22 protein-coding genes are annotated in these 25,163 nt (G+C 59.6%); 13 read left to right on the top strand and 9 right to left on the bottom strand.

Translation table 11 applies throughout. The annotated features are described in order from the left end of the window. Window positions 1-36: 36 nt before the first annotated feature. On the bottom strand, window positions 37-942 hold the full coding sequence (locus tag CLV84_RS12455) for a WD40 repeat domain-containing protein (RefSeq protein WP_104420117.1): 906 nt from the start codon (window positions 940-942) through the stop codon (window positions 37-39). A gap of 216 nt (window positions 943-1,158) precedes the next feature. Between CLV84_RS12455 and CLV84_RS12450 the strand changes: the two genes are divergently transcribed. Then, the gene (locus CLV84_RS12450) at window positions 1,159-1,800 is read left to right on the top strand and encodes a 4'-phosphopantetheinyl transferase family protein (protein WP_104420116.1); all 642 of its coding nucleotides are present in this window, start codon (window positions 1,159-1,161) and stop codon (window positions 1,798-1,800) included. A gap of 100 nt (window positions 1,801-1,900) precedes the next feature. On the opposite strand, the gene CLV84_RS12445 is transcribed toward CLV84_RS12450, so the two are convergent. Together CLV84_RS12445 and CLV84_RS12440 are read right to left on the bottom strand one after the other, a co-directional pair. Further along, a complete protein-coding gene (locus CLV84_RS12445) occupies window positions 1,901-2,413 on the bottom strand; it encodes a gamma carbonic anhydrase family protein (protein ID WP_104420115.1) in 513 nt (170 codons plus the stop codon). A 4-nt stretch (window positions 2,414-2,417) separates the two neighbouring features. Beyond that, the gene (locus CLV84_RS12440; RefSeq protein ID WP_104420114.1) at window positions 2,418-2,957 is read right to left on the bottom strand and encodes a TraR/DksA family transcriptional regulator; all 540 of its coding nucleotides are present in this window, start codon (window positions 2,955-2,957) and stop codon (window positions 2,418-2,420) included. A 230-nt stretch (window positions 2,958-3,187) separates the two neighbouring features. Between CLV84_RS12440 and CLV84_RS12435 the strand changes: the two genes are divergently transcribed. The 6 genes from CLV84_RS12435 (at window position 3,188) to nspC (ending at window position 10,819) form a co-directional block, all read left to right on the top strand. Then, window positions 3,188-3,535, top strand: a complete 348-nt coding sequence (locus CLV84_RS12435; RefSeq protein ID WP_104420113.1) for a 4Fe-4S dicluster domain-containing protein — start codon at window positions 3,188-3,190, stop codon at window positions 3,533-3,535. Window positions 3,536-3,573: 38 nt separating this feature from the next. Further along, on the top strand, window positions 3,574-5,358 hold the full coding sequence (locus CLV84_RS12430; protein WP_146088795.1) for a capsule assembly Wzi family protein: 1,785 nt from the start codon (window positions 3,574-3,576) through the stop codon (window positions 5,356-5,358). 86 nt (window positions 5,359-5,444) lie between these two features. Next, window positions 5,445-7,808 carry a TonB-dependent receptor gene (locus CLV84_RS12425; RefSeq protein WP_104420111.1) on the top strand — a complete coding sequence of 788 codons (2,364 nt, stop codon included), beginning with the start codon at window positions 5,445-5,447 and terminating at the stop codon, window positions 7,806-7,808. Window positions 7,809-7,822: 14 nt separating this feature from the next. After that, window positions 7,823-8,929 (top strand): sensor histidine kinase, encoded by a 1,107-nt coding sequence (locus CLV84_RS12420; RefSeq protein WP_104420110.1) that lies wholly within the window; start codon window positions 7,823-7,825, stop codon window positions 8,927-8,929. Further along, a complete protein-coding gene (locus CLV84_RS12415) occupies window positions 8,916-9,677 on the top strand; it encodes a LytR/AlgR family response regulator transcription factor (RefSeq protein WP_104420109.1) in 762 nt (253 codons plus the stop codon). Before CLV84_RS12420 ends, CLV84_RS12415 begins: the two co-directional genes overlap by 14 nt. A 14-nt stretch (window positions 9,678-9,691) precedes the next feature. Further along, window positions 9,692-10,819, top strand: coding sequence for a carboxynorspermidine decarboxylase (nspC, locus tag CLV84_RS12410; RefSeq protein ID WP_104420108.1), 1,128 nt, complete (start codon window positions 9,692-9,694; stop codon window positions 10,817-10,819). Window positions 10,820-11,065: 246 nt separating this feature from the next. On the opposite strand, the gene CLV84_RS12405 is transcribed toward nspC, so the two are convergent. Further along, a complete protein-coding gene (locus tag CLV84_RS12405; RefSeq protein ID WP_170067687.1) occupies window positions 11,066-11,956 on the bottom strand; it encodes an EamA family transporter in 891 nt (296 codons plus the stop codon). 80 nt (window positions 11,957-12,036) lie between these two features. On the opposite strand from CLV84_RS12405, the gene CLV84_RS12400 reads away from it, so the two are divergent. After that, a complete protein-coding gene (locus CLV84_RS12400) occupies window positions 12,037-12,639 on the top strand; it encodes an OmpH family outer membrane protein (protein WP_104420106.1) in 603 nt (200 codons plus the stop codon). A 9-nt stretch (window positions 12,640-12,648) separates the two neighbouring features. Continuing rightward, window positions 12,649-13,446: a diadenylate cyclase CdaA gene (cdaA, locus tag CLV84_RS12395; protein ID WP_104420105.1), complete on the top strand. Its 798-nt coding sequence runs from the start codon at window positions 12,649-12,651 to the stop codon at window positions 13,444-13,446. A gap of 25 nt (window positions 13,447-13,471) precedes the next feature. Here the strand turns inward: cdaA and CLV84_RS12390 are convergent, their stop codons facing one another. Beyond that, window positions 13,472-13,756 (bottom strand): PLD nuclease N-terminal domain-containing protein, encoded by a 285-nt coding sequence (locus CLV84_RS12390; RefSeq protein WP_104421177.1) that lies wholly within the window; start codon window positions 13,754-13,756, stop codon window positions 13,472-13,474. Window positions 13,757-13,886: 130 nt separating this feature from the next. Between CLV84_RS12390 and CLV84_RS12385 the strand changes: the two genes are divergently transcribed. Then, entirely contained in the window at window positions 13,887-15,269 is a 1,383-nt protein-coding gene (locus CLV84_RS12385; RefSeq protein WP_104420104.1) for a dipeptidase, read from the top strand. 238 nt (window positions 15,270-15,507) lie between these two features. Here CLV84_RS12385 and CLV84_RS12380 read toward each other — a convergent pair whose 3' ends face one another. Together CLV84_RS12380 and CLV84_RS12375 are read right to left on the bottom strand one after the other, a co-directional pair. Continuing rightward, the gene (locus tag CLV84_RS12380) at window positions 15,508-15,879 is read right to left on the bottom strand and encodes a GxxExxY protein (protein WP_104420103.1); all 372 of its coding nucleotides are present in this window, start codon (window positions 15,877-15,879) and stop codon (window positions 15,508-15,510) included. A 317-nt stretch (window positions 15,880-16,196) separates the two neighbouring features. Further along, window positions 16,197-16,706 (bottom strand): FKBP-type peptidyl-prolyl cis-trans isomerase, encoded by a 510-nt coding sequence (locus CLV84_RS12375; protein WP_104420102.1) that lies wholly within the window; start codon window positions 16,704-16,706, stop codon window positions 16,197-16,199. 215 nt (window positions 16,707-16,921) lie between these two features. Between CLV84_RS12375 and CLV84_RS12370 the strand changes: the two genes are divergently transcribed. After that, window positions 16,922-20,203, top strand: a complete 3,282-nt coding sequence (locus CLV84_RS12370) for a S41 family peptidase (RefSeq protein WP_245911496.1) — start codon at window positions 16,922-16,924, stop codon at window positions 20,201-20,203. 118 nt (window positions 20,204-20,321) lie between these two features. Beyond that, window positions 20,322-20,543, top strand: coding sequence for a hypothetical protein (locus CLV84_RS12365; RefSeq protein ID WP_104420101.1), 222 nt, complete (start codon window positions 20,322-20,324; stop codon window positions 20,541-20,543). 192 nt (window positions 20,544-20,735) lie between these two features. Here CLV84_RS12365 and CLV84_RS12360 read toward each other — a convergent pair whose 3' ends face one another. Beyond that, window positions 20,736-23,894 (bottom strand): TonB-dependent receptor, encoded by a 3,159-nt coding sequence (locus tag CLV84_RS12360; RefSeq protein WP_104420100.1) that lies wholly within the window; start codon window positions 23,892-23,894, stop codon window positions 20,736-20,738. A gap of 142 nt (window positions 23,895-24,036) precedes the next feature. Then, window positions 24,037-24,615, bottom strand: a complete 579-nt coding sequence (locus tag CLV84_RS12355; protein ID WP_170067686.1) for a Crp/Fnr family transcriptional regulator — start codon at window positions 24,613-24,615, stop codon at window positions 24,037-24,039. A gap of 116 nt (window positions 24,616-24,731) precedes the next feature. Between CLV84_RS12355 and CLV84_RS21850 the strand changes: the two genes are divergently transcribed. After that, window positions 24,732-25,145, top strand: a complete 414-nt coding sequence (locus tag CLV84_RS21850) for a DUF5655 domain-containing protein (protein ID WP_170067685.1) — start codon at window positions 24,732-24,734, stop codon at window positions 25,143-25,145. Window positions 25,146-25,163: the final 18 nt, after the last annotated feature.

Below are 25,163 nucleotides of genomic sequence, written 5' to 3'. Positions count from 1 at the left end.
GGTAGTATGTAGGCCATAGCGTGTGCTGCTACATTACTACCCCCTACTACCTGCTACCCTAAACCCCCACTCCAGCACTCGTCGGTCATCTCCAGCGGTGAGTAAAGTGTTTCCATCCAACCAGGTTAAGGTATTGACGCTGTTAACGTGCCCCTTATCCCGGACGACTTCGATCACCTTGCAGAGGGATAAGTCGGAAGTACGCCACAGTTTGACGGTCTTGTCGCGACTGGCCGTAGCCAAATAGTGCCCCTCGGGGTGGACGGCCAGGGCGTTTACCGTCATGAGGTGAGCGACCACGGTTTGTTCTCGTTTCAGCTGACCATCCAGTACGGACCAGCGGCTTAGTCCCGCGTCACGCCCACCCGAAAAGAGGTATTCGCCATCGGGGGAAAATCCGAGCGCGAAGACGGACGGGGCGTGGGCGGCCGTACTAGCCAGGGGAGCGAGGCCGCTTCGTTCTAGCAGGTATACCTTTCCGTCGCTGGCCCCGATGGCTAAGCGATCGTAAACCGGGTCGTAGACAATACGCCGCAGGGAGTTGCGCGACAGGGGCACGCTTTCCTTCCTTCTGGCAGTGGGTACGGACCAGACGGTTAGGACGCCATCGCCGCCTACGGTGTATAAATCCGCCCCTACCCGTACTACCGAAAACACGCCATGTTGGTGGTGGGCTACGTGGCGATTGCGCTCCGGGGCATCGGGGTAGAGCCAGTGTACGCCCCCATCGAGTGCGCCGGCGACCAGTCCGTCGGGAATCGTTGTTACGCACAGGAATTTCCCTCCTTCCACATTGGCCACCACGCGCCCGAAATCGACGTCTTCGCGGTGCCAGTGGACCAGAAATCCATCGGCTGCTGCGGTGTAAAACCCCTCCCCGGCGGGGTGCAGATCGTAAATAGCGGCGCGGTGACCGGAACGGGTGCTTTGGCGGTTCAGCATGGATAACGCGAACAAGGTGTTAGGAATGAGGGTTTTACCGGTGTATGAAATATGTTTTCTCCATCATATTAGTCTGGACAATGGGGTATTTGTTGCCCCTTTTTACTACGCTATTGCAGGCACTGCTGGCGATGTTATTCATTTGTCTGGTCGTACTTTGCGTGGCGTACTACATCCATACGCGCATTACCGCGATCCGTTTATAGAAGCTACTTCTTGCCGCTCTTTTTTCACGAATCCATCCATCCCCCCGGCGAATGGGGGCTTTGGCGCATCGACGAGTCCGAGGACTGGCTACGACGCGAACTCGGCGTCCACGCCCACGAGGAACGGCAGCTGTCTCGGATCAAGGGGGAAGAACGCCGCCGAGAATTTTTGGCCGCGCGACTATTGTTGCACCACATGAGCGGTCGCGATGACCGGGGAAGTTTACTAAAGGACACCGATGGGAAACCGCACCTAGCGGATTCGCTGTTCTTCGTTTCCATCAGCCATACGGTCGGTTATTCCGCCGCGATGGCCCATCCGCGCGTCTGCGGAATCGACGTACAGCGCCTGGTTCCGCGGATTACCCACCTAGCCCCGAAATTCGTTGGTGAAGTAGAACAGGCGCAGCTGGTTCCGTCCAAAGAACTTCTGCAGCTCCACCTGATCTGGTCGGCCAAGGAGGCCATGTACAAGGCCTACGGACGGCGGCAGTTAGATTTCAAGGAGCACCTTACGGTTAACCTGGAAGGGTACGGGAGCGAACGTACCGCGGCCACCGGGCACATTCAGACCGCCGATACCCGGATGGAGTTTACTTTGGATTGGAAAGTATACGGGGACTTTGTGCTCGTAGCGGCGGTAGAAGTTTGACGGGGTCCTTGGCATAGCATTGGTGGCGCGCGTTGGGCTTCGGCTTAGCCGGTGCTTAGGGGTCGGGATGCGCTCCGGGTAACGCTGTCAGATACAGGATCTACTGGAACCAGCTGGCGTATTCTAGATAGGCAGCGGCGATGCGTTCGATCGTGTCCGCACGCTGGTCGGGAGCGAGATTCTTGATCTTCTTGGCGGGGATTCCGGCGTACACGCTGTTCGCTTCGCAGCGCATACCGACCGGAACAACGGCACCGGCACCGATAATCACGTTGCTTTCCACTACGGCATCATCCATGACGATGGCGCCCATACCTACGAGGACACTATCATAGATCGTGCATCCGTGCACGATGGCGCGGTGCCCGATGCTTACGTCGTTACCGATGGTGGTGGCCGAACGCTGGTAGGTACAGTGAATACAGGCGCCATCCTGAATATTGACTCGGTCGCCGATCGTGATGCTGTTTACATCACCCCGAACGACGGCGGTAAACCATACACTGCACTGGTTGCCCATGGCGACCGCCCCGATTACGGTGGCGTTTTCCGCGAGGTAGCAATCGACACCGAAGGATGGGGTATACCCCCGCACGCTTTTGATGAGGGCCATTGCTTCAGATCATGTCCTCGTCCTCCTCCTCGACCTTCTTCCGGCGACGGCTTTTCTTCTTCGGCGCCGGTTTGGCCTTCGGCGGTGGCGGCTTCTTGATTTTCGAGATAATCTTGTTGGGGCCTTCCTTACGTTCGTTCGCCTGGCGGGCAAGGTCCTGGGCGGTCACGTCCATAATGCCACTGGCCTGCAGCTTCATGCCTTCCAGGCTCTTGGTGGTGGTCGGAACGGCTTCCAGCCGTTTGCGGTCGATGAGCTTGCCGGTAACGGAGCAGACCCCGTACACCTTGTTCTTGATGCGCAGCATGGCGTTCTGCAGATCCTGGACTTGATCGCGTTTCCGGAGCACCTGCTCGTTGAGCATCTCCAACTGATTAACGGAGCTACTGTCTTGGGTGTAATCCGCTCCGAAGCCCTCGGAGATATTCTCGGAGAACTCACTGACCTGATCGCGCAGCAGCTGCAGCTCCTTCTTTGCCTGCTGGTAATTTTCCTTGATAATTTCTTTAAACTCCTCGAGTTCTTCGTCGCTATATCGTTCCATTCTTAGCTACTTCATTCAAATTTTGAGTGGCGACACCGGGACGGTGGGCCGCACCGGGCGGCATAATACGCACTCGGCGGGATCATTGGTATACTTTTCTACGGGAATGCTGTTCAACCTCCCGTACGATAGTCACTTCCTCTTAATGCAACCCCTATCGCAGTAAGCGGTTTATAAAACACTACCCAAGACCGGGCAATTGTTATTTTTGCCCCCGAAAACCTCTTCCCATGGCCATAATGATTACTGACGACTGCATCAACTGCGGAGCCTGCGAGCCGGAATGCCCGAACAACGCTATCTACGAGGGCGGTGTAGAATGGACGATTTCCGACGGCACCACCATCAGTGCACCGTATACGATCGAGACGGGTGAGACCGTCGGGCCGGACGAAGACCAGGAGCCGGTGAGTGACGAATTTTATTACATCGTTCCCGACAAATGTACCGAGTGCGTAGGCTTTCACGAAGAGCCGCAATGCGCCGCGGTTTGTCCGGTAGACTGCTGCGTTCCCGACCCCGAACGGGAAGAAAGCGAATCCGTACTAGCGGCCCGGCAGAAGACGTTGCATGCTTAGGATAGCGGTATCTTCGGCGCTATTCGCAATTTTTGCCCGTGCTCCGACTGTTGACCCCGATTTTTTTCCTTCTTTTCACCAGCTGTTTGCTCGCTCAGGGTGCGCCCCTGCCGGTCAACGAGGAGGGCTACGATCTCGTACAGCGTCTCTTTAACCGCTACGGGTACCGCGAATTCGCGGCTCCGGCCGCCGATTTCAACCTGCGGCCGGCCAGTCGGGGCGACCTCGTCCGGTTAATCAAGACTTACGACACCCTGTACGGCGCCGATTGGTCGCGGGTTGATCGCTACCGCGTCGACCGGTTCTACCAGGATAACAACGAGTGGCTATCGCTGCCGGCTTTCGACCCGGGTGAAGATGCGGACCGAGCGCCCTATTTCATCGGGGAAGGCTTTGCCGTGGCGGCCGAAAGCACCCCGCTGTACCAGCGCTCCGACCGGCCGATCCTGGGTACGTTCTACGAAACCCCGGCTTTTCTCTTTCAGCACAACCGCCCGGACTTCTATATCCGAGCCAATCCTATTCTGGACTTTCGGTACGGAAAACAGGCCAACGAGGAGCAGGATTACTTCTTTAACCAGCGGGGGTTACGGTTGCGTGCGGGTATCGACGACCGCTTTTTCCTGCACTTCGAAATTCTGGAAACCCAGGCCGGGCTGCCGAATTACCTGGTCAATTACTACCGGGAGCGCATGGCGCTACCCGGTGCGGGATTCGTCAAAACCGAGTTCTCGCTTGACCTGGCGAATATTACCCGTGGCTACGACTACCTGAACGGAGCGGGATATTTATCCGTGGACATCAGCCGCCACGTCGGTGCCCGGATCGGTTACGGCCAGCACTTCATCGGGGATGGCGAGCGATCCATGATCCTGAGCGATTTCAGCAACAACTATCCCTTCCTGGAGCTGAATTGGCGGATCTGGAAGTTCCACTATCGCAACTTGTTTGCCGAATTAACGCAGGGCCCGGTGGCCGATCTCAATAACGGCATCCCCCTGCCAAAGAAATATCTTGCGGCCCATTACCTCTCCGTCAATATCGGCAAGCGGCTTTCCCTGGGGCTTTACGAAGCAGTGATCCTTAGCCGGGAAGACGGTTTCGACTTGGCCTACCTCAACCCCGTTATTCTCTACCGCACCGTGGAGGGCAGTATTGGAAGCCCGGACAACGTGCTGATCGGGTTGACCGGTAATTACCGCCTTCCCTACCGGACCACCGTGTACGGTCAGTTTGTGATCGACGAGTTTAAATACAGCGAATTGTTCGTCGAACGCCGTGGTTGGTGGGCTAATAAATGGGGCTACCAGGTTGGGCTCCGACACACCGATCTGGCGGGTATCGACCAGCTCGACCTGGTACTGGAGCGCAACCAGGCCCGACCATTCATGTATACCCACGACGGGCCCAGCAGCTATACCCAGGTCACCATGCCGTTGGCTCACCCGTTGGGAGCGAACTTTACGGAAAACCTGCTCGGTTTAGATTACCGCCCGCTGCCCCGTTTACACCTGAGCGGACGGTTTTATCTCATCGATCAGGGGGAAAGCACGGAGGATCGGGTGATCGGAGACGATGTCTTCCTGTCCAGCGACTTACGCCCCGCCGATAAGACCTACGGTAACGAAATCGGTCAGGGAGTCGGATACACGAACACCATCATCCAAATACGGGCCGGCTACGAAGTCAAGCCCAACCTATGGCTGGAGGCCGAATTTTTCTCCCGCCAAAAGGATTCTCAGTCCGCCTCCCGCGACCTGGAGACTACCCTCCTCAATGCGGGCATCCGGTGGAACGTCGCCCGGCGGCGGGAGGCTTTCTGACGGTTCAACCGGTAAATACGACGCTTCGGCGTAGCTTCCTTGCGGAAGCCTTTACCCGCCGGCTATTTAGCAGGAAATACCCTGCTATGCACCAGCCTTACCTACTGCTCCTTTTCCTGTTGCCCTTCGGCCTGAATGCCCAACGTATAACGGGAACGCTCGTCGATGCTCAATCCGAAATGCCGCTAACCGGCGCCACGGTGGAACTTGTACTTACTGGCCATTCCAGGGGTACTACGACCGACCTGGACGGCCGGTTCACGATCCCGGACGTTCCCCCCGGCCGGCAAACCTTGCGAATCAGCTACCTCGGCTACCAATCCCAAACCATTCCGAACATCCTCATCACCGCGGGCAAGGATGTGAGCCTCGACGTTACACTCGAGGAAAGCGTAACCAATCTCCAGGCCGTGACCGTAAGTGCCGGCCAATCCCGGGGGGCCGTCAATGAAATGTCGACCATCTCCACCCAGCAGTTCACCGCCGAGCAGGTGAACCGCTTTGCCGGAGGGCGGGCGGACGTAAGCCGCCTCGCCGGCAATCTGGCCGGGGTGGCCACCGCCGACGACAGCCGCAACGATATCGTCATCCGCGGCAACAGCCCCGCCGGCCTGCTCTGGCAACTGGAAGGCATACCGATCCCTAACCCCAACCACTTTGCCACCCTTGGCACCACCGGCGGCCCGGTCTCCGCCCTCAATCCCAACCTGCTCGCCAGCAGCGACTTTTCCACCTCCGCCTTCGCCGCCGAGTACGGCAATGCCCTTTCCGGGGTGTTCGATCTACGCCTACGCCGGGGCAATCGGGACCGGTACGAGTTCATGGGACAGCTTGGCACCTTTTCCGGTCTCGAGGCGATGGCGGAAGGCCCCATCCCGGGCGGCGGCTCCTTCGTAGCGAGTTTGCGCAACAGCTTCGTCGGGCTCACCGAAACCCTCGGTATCGATATCGGCACTAACGCCACCCCCGATTACCGCGATTTCACCTTTAATCTCGACTTCGGCAACGGCCAGGCGGGCTCCTTCTCTCTCTTCGGTATCGCCGGGACCAGCAACATCGACTTCCTCGCCGCGAAGGTTGACTCAACGGATCTCTTTGCCAATCCCGGCCGCAACAGCTACGCACGCAGTTACTTCGGCGTGGTCGGCCTCCGACACAACCTAATCACCGGAGAAAACACCTACCTGCGTACCGTAATCAGCGGAAACTTGCAGGGCAATACCTTCCGGGAGTTTGCCGTAGACGAAGAGCTAGCGGATGACCTGATCTATTCCGACGTAGCCGACCGCACCACGGGCATCAATGCCAAATCCTACCTGAACAGCAAGTTGTCTACCCGTACGACCCTGCGAGCCGGTGTTCAGGCTGACCTAAAACAACTCCGGACCCTGGTCGATGACCGCGACGGGCAGCCCGACCGCGACGAAGACGGCCTTCCGGACCTGGATCGGCTACGCGACTTCGACGGTACCTTCGGCATTCTCCAGGCCTTCGGGCAGGCCCGCTACCGGGCCGGAACCCGCTGGACGCTGAACGCCGGTCTTCACCTGCAGTACTTTACCCTTTCCGAAGCGTTCGCCGGGGAGCCCCGCCTGGCCGCCGCCTACGAAGCGAACCCCGCGCTGACCTTCACCGCGGGCTACGGCCGCCATTCCCAGGTACCGGCTTTACCGGTCTTCTTCTTCCGGGATCTGACTACCGGCCGGAGCGATACCAATCAGGACCTCGGGTACCTCCGGGCCGACCACTACGTAGTGGGAGCGGCGCTGAATCTGGGACCGGCTTGGAAGGTAAAAACCGAAGTATACTATCAGTACCTTTTCGAGATTCCCGTCGATGGCTTCCCGTCGAGTTTCTCGATTCTGAACGCCGGCGCGGATTTTGTTTTCCCGGAGCGCGGTAGCCTGGTCAACGAAGGCACCGGAAAAAACTATGGGGTGGAACTGACCATCGATCGGACGTTCCGCGACAACTGGTACCTGCTGCTTACCGGCTCGGTCTTCGAAAGCCGGTATACGGGTAGTGACGGAATCGAGCGCAACACGGCATTCAACAATGAATACGTCGGCAACCTGCTGGCCGGCAAGGAATGGCCCTTCGGCAAGGGAGGCCGCCACCGGTTCACCCTTAACACCAAGCTGACCGGCTCCGGCGGCCGTTACTTTAGCCCGGTAGATCTGGAGGCCAGCCGGGAGGCGGGCGTGGACCTGCGCGACGAGGCCCTGGCGTTCACCGAACGCTACGCCGGTTACTTCCGCTGGGACCTCAAATTCGGCATACAGTTTAACTCATCGAGCAAGAAGTTCAGTCAGAGCTTTTTCATCGACCTGCAGAATCTCACGAACCGGGAGAATATCTTCCAGGATCGGTACAACCCCGTTACCGGAAACGTCAACACCGTGTACCAATCCGGTTTCTTTCCGGATGTCCAGTACCGGGTGCAGTTTTGAATTATCTTGAGACTATGTTCCTGACCCGCGAAGCACGCATCCGCTACTTAGGCTTTGACGACCACTGGGCCATCGTGCTGGGAGTTCCAACCCTCGCCGCCCTGGCCTCGGTCATCTTCGTGGCCGGCCAGGAACTACCCCCCTCCGCGTTGGGAGTATGCATGGTGATGAGCCTGTTGCATACCTCCTTGTACTGGTGGCTCAACCGAAGGGGGGTCGTCTACCTTCGCGCCAACTATCCGCTGAGCGAGCAAACCCTGCGGAGAATTATCTTCATGCTCGCCTACTCCGCCACCCTGGTGATCGTCATTGAGGGCACCCTGAACGGGCTGGTGTTCCCCCGTCTGGCCTTCCTGGAGCAAGCCGGCTACGGAAAAGCATCCCTCCTCTTCGAAGCCTGCGTAGCCCTCACGCTTTGCCTGCTGGTGCTGGCAATCTATGAGTCGGTGTACTTTTTTAGCCGCTACCGACACAGCGTACTGGAGCAGGAGCGCCTGACCCGGACGAACGTTCAGGCCCAATTGGAAATCCTCAAACAGCAGGTTAACCCCCACTTCCTATTTAACAGCCTCAATACCTTGGTCCAGGTCATACCGGAAGATCCCCCCAAGGCAGTCCTCTTCACCCAACGGCTCTCCGCGGTGTACCGGCGCATCCTGGAATACCGGCAGCGAGACCTAATCACGCTGACGGAAGAGATCAAGGCCCTGGAGGATTATATTTTCCTCATGCAAACCCGTTTCGAGGACAAGCTGCGGATCGTATGGTCGGGCGCCGGCGCGCGGGAGCAATCCATTCCGGAACCGGAGAGTCAGGACGCGTACATCGTTCCCCTCTCTCTCCAGCTAATCGTTGAAAACGCGATCAAGCACAACGTGGTCAGTCAGGAATGCCCCCTGACCATCGAGATCGCGGTTTCACCGGATACGGTCACCGTGACCAACAACCTTCAACCCCGCAGCCAGCGGCAGGTGACTACCGGCTGGGGGCAGCAAAATATCCGCCAGCGATACCGGCTGACCGGCGACCGGGAAATGACGGTTGTCGTTACCCCTACCCATTACCGGGTCAGTCTTCCGCTGGTACGAGTAAAATCCGCCGCTGCTTATGTTACCGCTTAGTTGCTGGATCCTGGAAGACGAGCCGCCCGCCCTCCGCCGGCTGGAACAGGTATTGGCGGAAGTCTCTCCGGCCACCCGCATTACGTTCACCACCGATTCCCTGGCACCCGCGCGCGCCGCCCTGAACGAACGCCCGCACCCCGCTTTGATCTTCAGCGACATTCAGCTGGCGGATGGCGTGAGCCTCGACCTGTGGGAGTCGGCCCCCTGCCAGTGTCCCATCATTTTCACTACGGCCTACGACCAGTACAGCATCCGGGCCTTTCGCACCAACGGCATCGATTACCTCCTGAAGCCGGTTTCCGGCGAGGATCTTTACCGCGCGCTAGAGAAGCTAGGGCGACTACAAGCGACGCCGCCTCCGGACTGGCGGGCGCTTTCCGAATTGCTTATTCCTCCGAAAAAAGCCTACCGCACCCGTATCCTGGCGCGCTACCGTCAAGATTGGGTGCCGGTATCGGTCGAAGACCTGCGCCAAATCTATAGCTCCGATGGCATCACCTTTGGCGTCTCCGCCGATGGCAAGCGATATCTTCTCGAGGAGAGCCTGGATCGATTGGCGGAAGCACTGGACCCCGCCCGGTGGTTCCGGATCAATCGGTCGCAGATCGTCCACATTCTTGGCGTGCGCAAATTAAGCACCTACTTCAACCACCGCCTGGTTCTCGAACTCGATTCGGAGGGCGGGGGCGACAACATCGTCAGCCGCCAGCGGGTGAAGGACTGCAAGGAGTGGCTGGGGAATTGACTTACCTTTGCCACATGGCTTTACCCACCCCCGCTTTTATCATCGAAGAAGACCTGCTCCGCCGCAACCTGGAAATCATTTCCGACGTCGCCTCCGCGGCCGGCGTAGAAATTATCCTGGCACTGAAGGCCTTCGCGTTCTGGCCGGCCTTTCCGCTGATGTCGGAGTACCTGTCCGGGGCAACGGCAAGCAGCCTCAACGAAGCGAAACTCATCAAGACCCAGTTCGGCCGGCGCCCCCACGTGTACGCACCGGTCTACCGGCCGGCGGAATTCAAGGAACTGGCCGGCATGGCCGAGCACCTGACCTTCAATACGCTTACGGAGCTCGAGCGAAACCGGCCCCATTGGGAAGCACTGGGGACCAACGTGGGGCTGCGGGTGAACCCCCAGTACAGTCCGGTGGAAACCGACCTGTACAACCCCTCCAATAAATTCGGCCGCCTCGGGGAGACGCTGCCGAACCTGCCGACTAAGCCACCGAAGGGGCTCAAGGGACTACACATCCATACCCTCTGCGAAAGCGACGCCGCGGCCACCGCCACCCTGATCGAACGTACCCGGGCGCAGTTCGGCCACTACCTCGAGCAGATAGAGTGGCTAAATCTCGGCGGCGGCCACCTCATGACCCGCGAAGGATACGACCTGGATCTCCTCATCACTACGCTGCAGAACCTGCGCGAACGGTACCCTAACCTACAGGTGATCCTCGAACCGGGCAGTGCTCACGTCTGGCAGACCGGTTACCTCAGTGCCACGGTGCTGGACATTGTCAATAACTACGGTTCGGCCACCCTGATGCTGGACGTCAGCTTCACCTGCCACATGCCGGACACCCTGGAAATGCCCTACCGGCCGGTGGTGCGGGGGGCCAGCGCGACGGAGAAAACCGGCTTTGCTTATCCCTATCGCCTGGGAGGAATGAGTTGCCTGGCCGGCGATTACCTGGATACGTACTACTTCAAACAGCCGGCCCGGGTCGGCGACACCCTTATCTTCGAGGATATGGCGCATTACACGACGGTAAAATCCACGATGTTTAATGGCGTTCCGCACCCGGACATCGTGCTGGTCGGTGAAGCCGGCGAAATCGTGTACCGCCGCAGTTTCGATTTTGCGGATTACGAGCGCCGGATGGGGTAGCGCCAGTCGTCCGCACAGCTCCGCTGGTCGGCCGACGGGTCGGTGGGGAAAGGCATGACCCGTGGTACTTCGCTACGGTAGCTGGGCCGACGAGCAGCACCAGTCGTCCGCACAGCTCCGCTGGTCGGCCGACGGGTCGGGGGGAAAGGCATGACCCGCGGTACTTCGCACGGTAGCTGGGCCGACGAGCGATCAGCTTCTCTTCGGCGGTAGCGTCTTTTACCGATAGCTCGGCGGACCAGCGACCTACGCCGTGGCCGAGTTGATGAAGTACACCCCACCCAGTAGGACCGCCCCCGCCACCATCGATTGGACGGTGATCACTTCTCCGTTCAACATGCCACCGAGCAGTACGGCCACCACCGGATTCACGTAGGTATTGGTGGAAACCTTATCGGCACTGACTTGGCCGAGCAGGTAGTTGAAGGCTGAAAACGCGAGGATCGATCCGAAGAACACCAGAAACAACCAAGCGTATGCGGACCGCGTCGTCAGCTCCTGCCAGGACCATCCGGCCCATTCGTCGATCGCCAGGCTGAAAACGAGTAAGATGACCCCCGCGCTGATCATTTGCATGGCGGTGGCCCGCATCCGGTTTTCTCCCAGGTCAAGCCGCTGCCGGAGCAGCATGCCGGCTCCCCAGCAAACCATACCCGTGGTGATCCCCAACAATCCCTTCAGGCTATCTCCCCCGCCCCCCAGGGCAATGGGCTGGGTAATCAACAACATCATACCACAGATGCTCACGAATGCCCCAAAAAACGCTTTGAGGGGCGGACGGCTGGAGAGGGCACCCCACATCATCAGCATGACCACCAGGGGCTCAAAGGCGATGATCAGGGAGGTGGTACTCGTGGGAATGTACTGCTGGGCCCACACCACGGCTCCCGTACCCACACTCAGGAGCAAAACGCCAATGACGGAGCTATTGACCGCCTGCCGCGGGGTGGGAAGGGAACGGTCGCCCCGCAACAGGGTAAAGGCGTAAAGGAGCAGGCCGGCCGCCAGGAAACGGGTACCCCCCATACCGAAAACGGGGATGGAGCCGATGGCCCAGTAGTTGGCCAGGTACGTGGCGCCCCAAACGATGTAGGTAACGAAGAATGCCAGGAGAATGAAGAGGCGGTCGCGTCCCATATTGAAACTGTACTTTTGCGGGGTATCTAAGGAGAGTAGCCGCCCGATAGCGGGCCGGACCTCCGATAAACTCAGTGTTAATGACCGACTTTGCAAGAATACTACCCCTGAGCGCATTAGTTCTGCTCTGCTTCACCTTTTTTGGCTGCGAGGGTACCACCGGAGAAACAGCCCCCGCTAGTCAGGCAGCGGAAGCACCCGCCCGCGCGACCTCCGGCCTCGATATCGTCTTCGTGAAGGTCGATAGCCTGCAAGCCGGTTATACCGCCGTGGCTACCGAGCTGCAACGCCTCGAGGCCAATTTCCTAAAAGCGCAACAGAGCCACGCCGGCCGGGTACAAGCGTTGGAGACGGAAGTAAAGGGCCTGCAGAATCAAATGCAGCAGGGGCTGCTGGCTCCGAATAAAGTCCAGGCCGAGCAGCAGCGCATCGCCCGCAAGGAGCAGGAAATCATGCAGCAGCGCGACCTGGCCCTCAATAGTATCCAGGAAGACCAGATGCGGATCCAGCAAAACTTCAGCGAGCGGGTCCAGGCGGTGCTGGAAGAACTGCAGGAAGAAAACGGTTACGATTTTATCCTCAATCAGGGGCAAAACTCGGCGGTACTCGTTACGAACGACGCCTACGACATCACTAACCTGGTACTGGAGCGGCTGAACGCGGCATCCGACACGATCCAGTAGCGCCAAGGCATGCCCCTTCCCTTTCTCTTTCAGATCGGATTCCTCCCCGTAGATATTTGGGACATCTTCGACGTACTGGTCGTCGGTTACCTCATCTACTGGCTGTACCGATTGCTGAAGGGAAGCATCGCCCTGAACATCTTTGTCGGGATTGTAGCCCTCTTTTTCAGCTATCAGGCCTTCACGGCGCTGGGCATGGACCTGCTGAGCAACATCCTCAACCAGTTCATTCAGGTCGGATTCATCAGCCTCATCATCATCTTTCAGCCGGAGGTGCGGCGCTTCCTGCTCCTACTGGGTAGCGGCACCATCAAGCAGCGGGACAGCTTCTGGAACCGCCTACTCGGCCGCGAAGAATTTGATCGGGAACATGCCCCCCAGACCGCCATCGTGCGCCGAGCCTTCCTGCGCATGGCCCGGCAGCGCACGGGTGCGCTCATCGTGTGTACGCAGGACGCTGACCCGGACACCGTTATCACGGGAGGTACGGAGATCGACGCTGACATAAGCTACGGGCTGCTGGTGAGCATATTCCATAAGGAAAGCCCCCTCCACGACGGGGCGGTGCTCATCTCGAACCGACGGATCGTGAAGGCCAGTGCCATCTTACCCGTGTCAGAAAACTCCGACCTGCCCGCGGCGGTAGGGCTGCGGCACCGCGCGGCCGTAGGCGTCACGGAGAAAATCGACGTAGCCTGTTTCGTAGTTTCGGAGGAAACGGGTAAGATCAGTTTCGCGCACGGGGGTATTCTGGAGCGGGGCATCTCCGAAGAGCGGCTCACCGAGCTGCTGGATATGTATTTGTAGAGGCCCCGGGTCCCGGAGCTTCACCCTAAATCACCGTCTGCTTGTTCCGGCCCAGTAAAAAGTACAGGATGGCGCCCAGGAAGGGAATGACCAGAATCACCACCCCCCAGATCAGCTTTTTCTCCATGGGATAGGGCTTTTTGATCAAATCGATTACGGCCCACACGACGAGGATGAACGCCAGGATGCTACCGATGGCCCAGATACCAATACCGGCACCGACCGCTTCCCCGGCGGATACGTCCTCCCCGCAGGCAGTCAACAATACGGCTAGTAAAGAAAGCAAGGGGGTATAACTGCGTAGTTGCATAGTATAGCGTTTGCTGGTATAACCCGGCACCCGTCCCGCCATGTTCGGCTTTCCGAATTATCATTGCACCCGCGCCCCGGCGCCCTAACCTTGGGGCGGCGTGCGCGTTAGCCAACTAAAACCGAAGCGCATGACCACCCAGGAATACATCGACCAGCACCGCGACCGCTTTTTAGAAGAACTCAAAGCGCTGATCCGCATTCCCAGCATCAGCACCGCCTCCGAGCATAAGGAAGACACCCGGCGTTGCGCCGCCAACGTGCAGGAATACCTGGTGCGCGCCGGACTCGACAAGGCCGAGCTCTACCCCACCGACGGCCACCCGATCGTGTACGGCGAGAAGATCATCGATGCGTCCTTGCCTACCGTCCTGATCTACGGCCACTACGACGTGCAGCCCGCCGACCCGCTCGACGAGTGGGAAACCCCGCCCTTCGAGCCGACGGTTAAGAAAACACCGCACCACCCCGAAGGCGCGCTCTTCGCCCGCGGCGCCACCGACGATAAAGGCCAGATGTTCATCCACGTCAAAGCGGTGGAGGCCATGATCCAGACGGACAGCCTGCCCTGCAACGTCAAATTCATGATCGAGGGCGAGGAGGAGATCGGCAGTCCGAACCTGGTGCCCTTCATCAGTGAGTATAAGGATATGCTGGCGGCCGACGTGATCCTGGTGTCCGACACCAGCATGCTCAGCAAGGACGCCCCCAGCATCACCGTAGGCCTGCGCGGCCTGACCTACCTGGACGTGAAGGTGCGCAGCGCCCGGGCCGACATGCACTCCGGACTCTTTGGTGGCGCGGTGGCCAACCCGATCAACGTGCTCTGCGACATGATCGCCAGCCTCAAGGACGAGAACAAGCACATCACCATCCCCGGCTTCTACGACGACGTGGAATTCCCCAGCGACCGCGACCGCCAGCTGATGCGCGACGCCCCCTTTGACGAGCAGGAGTACATGGACAGCCCCGGCGTCTTCGGTCTCGAGGGCGAAACCGGCTACACCACCTACGAGCGCACCGGCATCCTGCCTACCCTGGACGTGAACGGCATCTGGGGCGGCTTCACCGGCGAGGGTTCTAAAACGGTCATCCCCGCCGTGGCCAACGCCAAGATCAGCATGCGGCTCGTTTCCAATCAGGATTATAAAAAGATCACCAAGCTCTTCACGGAGCACTTCAAAAGCATCGCCCCCGACACGGTCAAGGTGGAGGTACACCCCCACCACGGCGGGCAGCCCTACGTGACGCCCACCGATACCGACGAATACCGGGCCGCGGCCGAGGCCGTCAAAGCGGCCTTCGGGAAGGAACCCGTGCCGATGTATGAGGGCGGGTCCATCCCCATCGTGTCCAAATTTAAGGAGGTGCTGGGCATCGAGACCATTCTGATGGGCTTCGGCTTCGATACGGATGGGCTGCACTCGCCTAACGAGCACTTCGGGCTTTGGAACTTTTATAAGGGGATTGAAGTGGTTCCTAGTTTCTTCGCTGCTTACGCAGCTCGGAAGTAGGGATAAGATTCTCGCTGCTGCGCAGCTTGGGAGGAGGATGGGATAGGCTTAGTATTTCTCTTGCTGCTGCGCAGCTTGATGTGGTTATCTAAACACGGATGGCCACAGATTTTGGGCACGGATTCTACACGGATTTTTGAAGGATTATCGCTGCTGGCGCAGCGGTACACGGGGCGGATGTGCCCTTTGAGTGAATAGGGAAATAAGAAAACTATATGCCTGTGATGCGATGCGGGTGTCACATCACAAAGCGCTTTATCCCGTGCTGTAGATTTTGGGTATTGAAATTTATCAGCATACCCAGCTTCTTGCCGGACAGGCGCAGGTAGGTCAGCATTTGGGCGGTGTGGACGCTATCCAGCTTTTCTATCGCTTTCAGTTCGAGTAGCACCTGGTCTTCTACCAAAAGGTCGATTCGATACCCCACCTCAAGACGAATACCGTAATAAGTCAAGGGCAATCCTGCCTGCTGATCCACCCGCAAGCCCATCTGCCGCATTTCATAGCATAAGCAATTCTCGTACGCAGACTCCAACAAGCCCGGCCCAAGTTCCCTATGCACCTTAAATGCAGCCCCCCGGATGGAATAGGTAATATCATCTAAACTCATTCCGCAAAATTCTCACCGCTCACTCTATTGAGGTGAGAGTGGTGTTAAGCTTTTTGCAGATAATGCCACACGGAGAGCAAGCACTCACCTACAGGCCTGCTTCGCGCTGTCCTAAGCTGCGTCAGCAGTTAGAAAAAATCCGTGTTGAATCTGTGCCCTAAATCCGCGAAATCCGTGTTGAGCTTCCCCCTTGAGCTGCGCCAGCAGCGAAACTCCCCTCCTATAGAGCTGCGCCAGCAGCGAGATGTCAAACTTGAAACAGCTGCGCCAGCAGCAAAGACCTGCGCCTTACAAAGCTGCGCCAGCAGCGCGCCTCCCTACTTCCGCACCCCATCCTCCCCGATAAACTGCTTCCGCACCAGCTCATCCACGGAAGCCTCCCGCACGTCCAGCACCGCCCCGGAAAAGAACAGCGTCTTGCCCGCCAGGGCGTGATTAGCGTCCAGGGTAACCTGCTCGTCGGTCCAGTCAATGATCTTGGCATTTACATCCTTGCCGTTGGCGTCGGTCAGGGTAATGTACTGCCCTTTTTCCAGCAGACCGGGTTCGATCTGTTCGCGTTCGTTTTGAAAGATGTGGATCGGTGCCTTCAGCACGTGGTCCTCGCTACGCTGACCGTAGGCATCGTCGGGGCCGAGCAGGAAGCTGAAGCCCATGCCGCTCTTGAGTCCGAACAGCCGACGTTCCCAGGCGGGCAGCATCCGGCCGGTGCCGAACATGAATTTGAAGGGGTAATTGACGTCCATGCGTTCCAGCAGGGCGCCGGAGGGTCCGCCGTCGCGCACTTCGTAGGTCAGGGTTACTATCGCGTTGTCGTCTATGGTCATGGGAGTTGGTTGTGGGTGGTCCGTTCTCAATCGCGGGTGTAGGTAGGGACAGCTAGCGGACCTCTTGGGTTCGCACCAGCGCGACAGAGATAGAAATCCATGACCCACCCATGAGCTAAACAATGGCGCCGGGGCGCGGGTGCGCAGCCGATCTAAACCATGCAACCTTTTCCAGTAGGCATCGTACTTTGGTAGTTCCTGCAAATAGCTCTCGTATGCCGATGTTCCGAAGCCTTTCGTTATTATTTAGTTTGCTCTTCACCCTTTGTCTTTCCGCCCAGACCCGCTTGCTGAGCGATCCCGCCATTAGTGCCGACCACCTTGCCTTCGCCTACGCCGGCGATTTATGGATTGCCGACCGCGACGGCGATGGCTATCGGGGCAACGTACGCCGGCTGACGATCGCGGAGGGAACGGAGTCCAATCCGGTTTTCAGTCCGGACGGATCGATCATAGCCTTCTCCGGCTCCTACGACGGGAACGTGGACGTGTATACCGTCCCCACCGAAGGCGGAATCCCCGAGCGACTGACCTGGCACCCCTACGACGACCAGGTACAGGGCTTTACGCCCGACGGCAACCGCGTGCTCTTTACCTCCCAGCGGAAGGTATTTACGAATCGCTTCAATCAATTATTTACCATCGGCCTCGACGGGGGGCAGGTAGATCAACTGCCGATCCCCACCGCGTTCTCCGGTGCCTATTCCGCCGACGGCCGCTACGTCGCCTACAGCCCCAACTACGACGCCTCCGCCATGTGGAAAGGCTACCGTGGGGGAACGGTTTCCCGCATCTGGATCTTCGATACGACCGATAATTCCATTACCGAAATCCCCCGGCCGGAAGACGGCAGCAACGATATGGCCCCGCAGTGGCACGACGGAAAGGTCTACTTCCGCAGCGACCGGGCCGGCGAGTACAACCTCTACGTATTCGACCCGGCCACCGGGGAAGTGGAAGCGTTGACCGCCTTCGACGATTTCCCGGTCTTCGATCCGCAGGCCGGTCCCGACGGGATCGTCTTCGAGCAGGCCGGATACTTGCACATCCTGGATTACGCCAGCGGAGAAACCCGGCAATTGGAGGTGACGGTCAACGCGGATATCCTGGACGTGCGTCCCCGCTACGTGTCGGGGTCGGAGCACGTCCGCACGGTGGGCGTTTCCCCCTCGGGAACCCGGCTGATTTTCGACTACCGTGGCGATATCCTTACGGCCCCTTACGAATACGGAGACGTGGACAACCTGACGCAAACACCCGGCGTCCACGAAAGCTACCCGGCCTGGTCGCCCGACGGGAAAACCGTAGCGTACTTCAGCGACGCCTCCGGAGAACATGCTTTGCACCTGCGCTCCGTCGCCCAAAATGAGGTGCGGGAGATCGCGCTGGAGGGCACGGGCTTCTACGCCTACCCGCACTGGTCGCCCGATAGTAAGCAACTGGCCTTCGTGGATAACGGCCGCAACCTCTACGTGCTCGACGTCGCTTCCGGCACTGTGCGGCAGGTGGACCAGGACGACAACTACTCCCCCGGCGCCTACCGCGACCTGTTCGGCTCCTGGGGCCCGAACGGCCGCTACCTCGCCTACACGAAGACCACCACCACCAACTTCGAACGGGCCTACATCTACGATACCGAAAGCAGCACCTCCACCCCGGTAACCGACGGACTGGCCAACGCCACCGAGCCCACCTTCGACCCCAGCGGCAAATACCTGTACCTGGCCGTTTCCACCGACGCCGGCCCGGTCGTCAACTGGTTCCAGCAGTCGAGCAACGACATGCGGTCGACCAACGACCTCTACCTGATGACCCTGCAGCAGGAAACCACCAATCCGCTCCTGCGCCGCAACGACCGGGAGGAAATTGCCTCCGACGACGAAGCGGAAGATGAGGATGGGGAAGCAGATGAGGAGGAGGATGAAGAAGAGGATGAAGACGAACCCGTAGCCTTCCAGATCGACTTCGAGGGCCTGGCCAACCGGGTCGTCCACCTGCCCGTGCCGAACGGGAACTACCACCATCTGGCAAGCGCGAAGGAGGGCGAGTTGCTCTTTATCGGACAAACGGACGCCGGCTCCCAGATGCACCGCTTTTCCCTCGAAGACCGGGAGGTAAAAGACCTGATCGACGTGGCGGGCTTCGAGGTGACGGGTGACGGAGAAAAGCTGCTGGTGTACCACGGCGACCGCTACGGCATTACCGACCTGGGCGAACCCAAGGCCGAGGACCTGAAATCCGCCGACAGCTACAACCTCAGCGTACGGATCGATCCGCGGGCGGAATGGCGGAATATCTTCGCCGAGATGTGGCGGGTGAACCGGGACTACTTCTACGACCCCAATATGCACGGCGTGGACTGGGACGCGATGAAAGAGAAGTACGAACCCTTCCTCGCGGACGTTAAGTCCAGCGACCAACTCTACCGCGTGATGCGGTGGATGGGCAGCGAACTCGGCGTCGGCCACCACCGCTTCGGCGGCACCGGCACCCCGCTGGAGGACCGGGAGACCGTACCCGGCGGCCTGCTGGGTGCGGATTACGAGATCGCCAACGGCCGCTACCGTTTCGCGCGGATCTACGGCGGGCTGAACTGGAACCAGGACCTTGAAGCCCCGCTCGTGGCCCCGGGTGTCAACGTCGCAGCGGGAGATTACCTGCTGGCCGTCGACGGGCAGGAGATTACCGCCGAGGACAACCTGTACCGCTTCTTCGAACGGACCGCCGGGCGGAACGTCGACCTGCGCGTAGGCCCGAACGCCGACGGCTCCGATTCCCGGATCGTGACCGTCACCCCCGTGGAGCAGGAATACAGCCTGCGTAACCGCGACTGGGTAGAAGGGAATCTGCAAAAAGTCAATGAGGCGACGGACGGACGGGTAGCCTACGTGTACGTACCAAATACCGGCTACGGCGGCTTCGAATACTTCAAGCGCTACTTCTTCCCGCAGGTCAACAAGGAGGCCGTGATCGTGGACGAGCGCTTCAACGGCGGCGGGCAGATCGCCGATTACTACATCGAACTGCTGATGCGGCCTTACCAGAACAGCTGGACCTACCGCTACGGCCAGATTCAGCACGCGCCGATCGCTTCGATCCAGGGCCCGAAGGTGTTACTGATCGACGAGACCGCCGGCTCGGGGGGCGATCTCTTTCCCTACCTCTGGCGGCAGAACGAGTTGGGACCGATCATCGGTAAGCGAACGTGGGGCGGACTCGTCGGCGTACTGGGCTACCCCGAATTCATCGACGGCGGCTCCGTCACCGCACCCAACGTAGCCTTCTGGGACGCGGACGGCTACCGCGTGGAAAACGAGGGCGTGGCACCGGATATCGAGGTGGAGCAATTGCCGGCCGCCGTCATCGAAGGCCGCGACCCGCAATTGCAACGTGCCATCGAGGAGGTGATGAAGATGCTAGAGGAGCAACCCGTGGAGCGCCCCGAGCAGCCCACCTTCGAAAAGCGGGGCAGCGCTGCCTTCGGAAACCGCCGTTGACGCGGCCGCGACAGCAAATCGGATCGTTCAGACTTTTTCCAGCGCCGGCGGCGTTGTAAAATTGCTTTGTCTGAAATTTTAACGCCCGGTTGCTTTTTCACTTAGTCTCTCTACAAAAATGAACGGTCCTACCCCCTCCCCCACCCGCACGGCCCTGCAGGCCATCGGTGGCATTCTCCTCTCCGCCACTACGGTTTACTTGCTGTTGCATGGCGCTGAAATCCGCTCCGGAACCCACTACCTCGACTGGCCGCTCATCCGCGCCCTATCGCTTATCGGTTTGCTCACGCTAAGCTACAGCTTCTACGAGGTGCAGCGGTCGTTGCAGCGGAGCTACTGATTGTTGGGGGTAGCCGGCGCCCCGGCCCCGATATTCCTCCGGCGGGTGCTGAATCGAGCGAAAATCGAGGGCGCGTACCCGCGGAAGGCTGCCCCCGCCGCGCATTTCCCCTCGGGAGAATGCGGCGGCGGGCTCATGAGAGGACAGCATTGAAAAAAGAACAACTGAAAAAGGTAGGTACCGGCGGCGGACTTAGCGGTTGAACGTGTAGCGGATACCGAGCTGGAGGCGCCAGGGCGTACCGTTGACGGGTTCGGCGGCCACGCCGGAATTGACGCTGTAGGTATACCCCTGGGTAAGCGGATCGAAGCCGGTGATGCGCATCAGTCGGTTCTCGCGTCCGTAATCGTTGGTTACGCCCCACTCGCGGTTGAGTAGGTTCGCGAAGTTGAAGACGTCGGCGGTAAGCTCCAGTCCGTGGGGCAGTCCCGGTAGCGTGAGTGCGTAAGCCGCCCGCAGGTCGACGGTGGCCCGGAAGGGCGATTTGCCGCCGTTGCGCGCCGCGAAACCGCCGAAGCTCTGCTGCAGGTATTCCTTATAGTGGTCGGGCACTTCGGGGTTTTCCAGGATTTCCTGGTACGCCTCCCGGATGTTTTCCGGAGTGGCCGGGTCATTGGGATCGTAGATGTACGCCGCGTCATTGCGCAAGTTGAAGTCGCCGTTGGCACTCCGGTTGCTGTTCACCGTGAAGCCGTAGGGAGACCCGCCGGAGCCGATCACCGTGAAGCCCAGATTGAAGCCCTTCCAGGTCGGGGTGGCGCCGTTGACCACCAGTTTATGGTCGAAATTGTTGTCCGAGATACCGTAATTGAGGTCGCGGGGGTCGCCGGTGACCGGTAGGAAGGTGGACGTATTCGCCACGCAGCAGTTGTAGCTGCTGTTGTCGCGGGTGCGGTTGAAGGTGAAGGCGGCGTTGAGGTAGCCATCTTCGCCGATGCGAGCGGTGCCTTCGAAGATCAGGGCCGCCTGGTTGAGCTCGCCATCGGAGGTCAGCAGCAGGGTACGACCGATCCGGTCGGAAATGCGGCTATCGGTCCAGTCGGTGGAGCCGTCCGCACCGATCGTTTCGGCGGGGACGAAGACGGGGCGGCCGTCGCTGCTCGAGGTGAAGTAGGGCTCGAGGGCCAGGTTGGCTTCCTGGTAGGTGTAGTTGTTGATGGTGCGGCTCACCAGTACGTTCACGCCCAGGCTGTAGCGGTTGCCGAAGAGGTGGGTGTAGTTGAAGTTGCCCTTGAAGGTGGTGGGCACCTCAAAATCGTTGCTGACGGCGTTGATGGTCGAGAACGGCACCTGGCCGGCCGGCACCCCGGGTACGGAAGCGGGATCTTCCCGGTAGCCCGGAAAGTTGGGGCGGGGTACGTCGTCGCCCGTTACGTCGATGGCGCCGAGCAGCACGCCGCTGTTCTGAATGTTGTTAACCTGGGCGTAGTAATGGGGCTGCGAACTGAACACGCCACCGCCGAGGCGGAAGATGTCCGTACTGCGTCCCTCCAGGTTGTAGGTAAGCTGCAGGCGGGGCTGGACGTTGTCCCAGTCGGAGGGTTTATTGTCCGTGCGGATGCCCAGGTCCTCGAACACCACGGAATTGAAGTCGGCGGCATCCGAAAATACGGTAGCGTCCCAACGCACCCCGAAGGTGGTACTGAGGTTCGGTAACGGCTCGAACTGCACCTGACCGAACAGGCTCAGGTCATATACGGTCTGCTCCACCAGCGGCAAGCCCTGCAGGGGCACTTCCCGGGCGTAGCGGGAAGGGTCGAGGTTTTCGAAATCCTCCAGGGAGTTGAAGAAGAAGCGCCCGTTCTGCTCGTTGGAGAGCAGGGTTTCCAATCGGGTGATCAGGTTATCGGTGCCGAACGTAAAGTTGAACCGGCCGGCGCTGAGGTAGGTGGTGTTGGTGAGCTGCACCATGTTCTCCTCGTTGGTCTCCGGGGAATAGCGCTGTCCGCCGATCTGGGCGGTGAGTGTCCGCTCCGATCCGTTGGGAAGTACCGAGGTCACGTCGACTATTGCCCGGGGAATGTTACGGAAGGGGAGCGCGGGGTTCGGCGCATACGCCCGCTCGGCGTACTGGTACTGCACTTTCAGCTCGTTCAGCAGCGTGGGCGTGAAGGCGCTACGCAGACTGAGCAGGGTGCTGTTCTCCATAGAGGAAAAATCACCCCAGGTTTCGGCAAGATTGATGCTGCTGTTGTCGGAAACGCTGAAGGGATTGTCCCACTTGTTCCAGTTGTTGCGCAGCGTCAGGGTGTGGCGGTCGTTGACCTGCCAGTCCAGACGGGCAAACCAGGTATTGGCGGTAGTCGTGCGGTCGAACTGCCCCACCTGACGGGCATCGCTTACGCCGTACAGTCGGCGGGCAATGTCCTGAAAGCGGTCGAGGTTTTCCCGGGTGATGCCGATGCGGTTCTCGTCGTCCTCGGTTTGCAAATCGGCGATGAACTCCGGCTCCCCGGCCTCCTGGCGCTCAAAGACCGTAAAGAAGAGCAGTTTGTCCTTGATCAGCGGCCCGCCCAGGCTGACCCCGAACTGGGAGTTGTAGAAGTCGGCCTGGCGGTCGTTGCCGCGAATATCGTAGGAGCTCTGGAGCGCGTCGTTGCGGTGGAAGAAGAATGCACTGCCCGAGAGTTCGTTCGTTCCCGACTTGGTGGTGGCGCTGATGGACCCGCCGCCCTGCCGGCCCTGGGTCACGTCGTAGTCGTTGGTCGAAACCTCGAATTCCCGTACGGCTTCCTGGCTGATCGTGTAGGGGCCCTGTCCGATCTCGCCGGCGGTCAACTGGTTGCGGGCGTTCACTCCGTCGATCGTTACGTTCGTGGAGGTACGCCGCATGCCGCCCAGGTTGATCTCACCCCCGCCCTGCAGCGGTGACAGGCTCGTCAGCCGCGTGAAGTTGCGGCCCTCAGTGGGCAGGTTCCGGATCTGCTGGGAGGATATCTCGGTGGTCGAACCGATCTGGTTGATCCGGTTTCTCAGGTCGCTGCCGGATACGACCACCAGGTCCAGGTCGTTCACCGCGGCGTCGATCTCGAAATCCACCCGCACGGTGTTGCCCTGGTTGATGGTGTAGCCCGACCGTTTGGTGATGCCGTACCCCACGTACGAAACGGCCACCTCGTAAGGCCCCCCTAAGGGCACCTGCTGAATGCCGTACTCACCTTCCCCGTTGGTAAGCGTGCCGGTGGTGAATCCGGTGGAGGTGTTGGTGATGGTAACGGTCGCGCCGATCAGGGTTTCCCCGCCCGCCTCACGCACCGTACCGACGAAGGAGGCGTTCGTCGCCTGCCCGAAAGCCTGCAGTACGCTGATCAAACCGAGTGCAAGTAAAAAGATTCTTGGATGGAGTCTCATGGCTAGTGGAATAATTTGCCACAAACCTAGCCCGGCCCCTACCCCACCCTGTGTTCGATTTTAACATCGATCCGAGCCTTCACCTAATGATAATCTTGCCCGATGGGCTTAAGGACGGCTTAATCAACCGGCAACCCTGAGTTTACAATTGACGCAACAGCTTCGCTACGGTCTGCCGGGTAAGGCCGGTTAGGCTCGCCAGATCCGACTGCGTAAGGAGCTCCGGCTGGTTTCCGCCGGTGTCTCCTACCTCCCCCAGCAGGTGGCGCAGACGATCGAGCGGACTAAGGGCCGCGATGCGAAACAGCCGGGCCTCGGTACGCGACCACCTACGGACCATCAACTGTGCAAACCACTCGTGCACCGCCGGCTCGGTGGCTATTAACTGCTTGAAGGCGGTCAGGTCGATGATCGCCAGGTCCAAACGGGTCAGGGCCCGCACGAATTCCTGAAAGCCGCCACGGTTGCCGAGGTACTTTAGGTTGCCGAAGAAGTCGCCCGGACCGGCAATGTCGTACACCACTTCACTACCCTCCGGGCCGTAGCCGCCGATTTTAACCGTGCCGGCCCGGATGAAAAAAATGGAAGTATGGTGATCGCCGGGGCGATAAATGTATTCCCCCCCGCCGTACCGTCGCCCCTGGCAAATGCCCTCGAGTTCTTCCGGCGGAGCTACCGAAATACCAATCTGTTGGGCGGTCAAACGAGTTTCCTTGCGCATCGGCGCGAAGGAAGGTCTCTCCTGTGTCTCCAGTGTAAATTCGGCGTTATCTCTGCCGGCTGGCCCGCTTTCCGTAAGGGGTTGAACCCGGCGCGCCGGCTGCCGTTGGAGTGACCATGTGGACCTGCCCCAAATGCGAGCGTCCCTTCCGGCGGGAAGGCCAGCATCACTACTGTAGCGAGAAGACCATCGACGAGATCTTCGCGGGCAAACCGGACAACGTTGTCCTGGCATTTGACGACGTACTCGTAGCTACCGCCGACTGGGAACCCAACCTCATCACCCCCGCCCGCAAGGCCATCATGTTCACGAATAAGCGGGCGTGGATGGTCGTCCGCCCCATGACCAAGGTGCTGGAACTGAGCTTCTTCACCGATTCGGTTATCCACTCGCCCCTGCTGCACAAATCCACGCTGGACCATATGGGCAAGCAGAAGTTTCGCCATACGATCCGGCTGTCCGGCCCCGATGAGCTCCGTCCCGAAGCCGTCGTCCTCCTGCGCAAGGGCTACGACTGGGGGAACCGCTGACGCGTTTATCGGCTTTGC

The organism is Neolewinella xylanilytica (assembly GCF_002934605.1).
Taxonomy (GTDB): domain Bacteria; phylum Bacteroidota; class Bacteroidia; order Chitinophagales; family Saprospiraceae; genus Neolewinella; species Neolewinella xylanilytica.
The sequence above is the reverse complement of the archived record's forward strand: the minus strand, read 5'-3'. Positions and strand labels throughout refer to the sequence as shown.

Excerpts from the sequence above, each read along its gene's own strand:
- CLV84_RS12420 (WP_104420110.1), top strand. The coding sequence starts at position 7,823 with ATGTTCCTGACCCGCGAAGCACGCATCCGCTACTTAGGCTTTGACGAC.
- CLV84_RS12355 (WP_170067686.1), bottom strand. The coding sequence starts at position 24,615 with ATGCGCAAGGAAACTCGTTTGACCGCCCAACAGATTGGTATTTCGGTA.
- CLV84_RS12435 (WP_104420113.1), top strand. The coding sequence starts at position 3,188 with ATGGCCATAATGATTACTGACGACTGCATCAACTGCGGAGCCTGCGAG.
- CLV84_RS12365 (WP_104420101.1), top strand. The coding sequence starts at position 20,322 with ATGAACGGTCCTACCCCCTCCCCCACCCGCACGGCCCTGCAGGCCATC.
- CLV84_RS12380 (WP_104420103.1), bottom strand. The coding sequence starts at position 15,879 with ATGAGTTTAGATGATATTACCTATTCCATCCGGGGGGCTGCATTTAAG.
- CLV84_RS12405 (WP_170067687.1), bottom strand. The coding sequence starts at position 11,956 with ATGGGACGCGACCGCCTCTTCATTCTCCTGGCATTCTTCGTTACCTAC.
- CLV84_RS12445 (WP_104420115.1), bottom strand. The coding sequence starts at position 2,413 with ATGGCCCTCATCAAAAGCGTGCGGGGGTATACCCCATCCTTCGGTGTC.
- CLV84_RS12455 (WP_104420117.1), bottom strand. The coding sequence starts at position 942 with ATGCTGAACCGCCAAAGCACCCGTTCCGGTCACCGCGCCGCTATTTAC.
- nspC (WP_104420108.1), top strand. The coding sequence starts at position 9,692 with ATGGCTTTACCCACCCCCGCTTTTATCATCGAAGAAGACCTGCTCCGC.
- CLV84_RS21850 (WP_170067685.1), top strand. The coding sequence starts at position 24,732 with ATGTGGACCTGCCCCAAATGCGAGCGTCCCTTCCGGCGGGAAGGCCAG.
- CLV84_RS12440 (WP_104420114.1), bottom strand. The coding sequence starts at position 2,957 with ATGGAACGATATAGCGACGAAGAACTCGAGGAGTTTAAAGAAATTATC.
- cdaA (WP_104420105.1), top strand. The coding sequence starts at position 12,649 with ATGCCCCTTCCCTTTCTCTTTCAGATCGGATTCCTCCCCGTAGATATT.
- CLV84_RS12425 (WP_104420111.1), top strand. The coding sequence starts at position 5,445 with ATGCACCAGCCTTACCTACTGCTCCTTTTCCTGTTGCCCTTCGGCCTG.
- CLV84_RS12385 (WP_104420104.1), top strand. The coding sequence starts at position 13,887 with ATGACCACCCAGGAATACATCGACCAGCACCGCGACCGCTTTTTAGAA.
- CLV84_RS12390 (WP_104421177.1), bottom strand. The coding sequence starts at position 13,756 with ATGCAACTACGCAGTTATACCCCCTTGCTTTCTTTACTAGCCGTATTG.
- CLV84_RS12375 (WP_104420102.1), bottom strand. The coding sequence starts at position 16,706 with ATGACCATAGACGACAACGCGATAGTAACCCTGACCTACGAAGTGCGC.
- CLV84_RS12370 (WP_245911496.1), top strand. The coding sequence starts at position 16,922 with ATGCCGATGTTCCGAAGCCTTTCGTTATTATTTAGTTTGCTCTTCACC.
- CLV84_RS12400 (WP_104420106.1), top strand. The coding sequence starts at position 12,037 with ATGACCGACTTTGCAAGAATACTACCCCTGAGCGCATTAGTTCTGCTC.
- CLV84_RS12360 (WP_104420100.1), bottom strand. The coding sequence starts at position 23,894 with ATGAGACTCCATCCAAGAATCTTTTTACTTGCACTCGGTTTGATCAGC.
- CLV84_RS12415 (WP_104420109.1), top strand. The coding sequence starts at position 8,916 with ATGTTACCGCTTAGTTGCTGGATCCTGGAAGACGAGCCGCCCGCCCTC.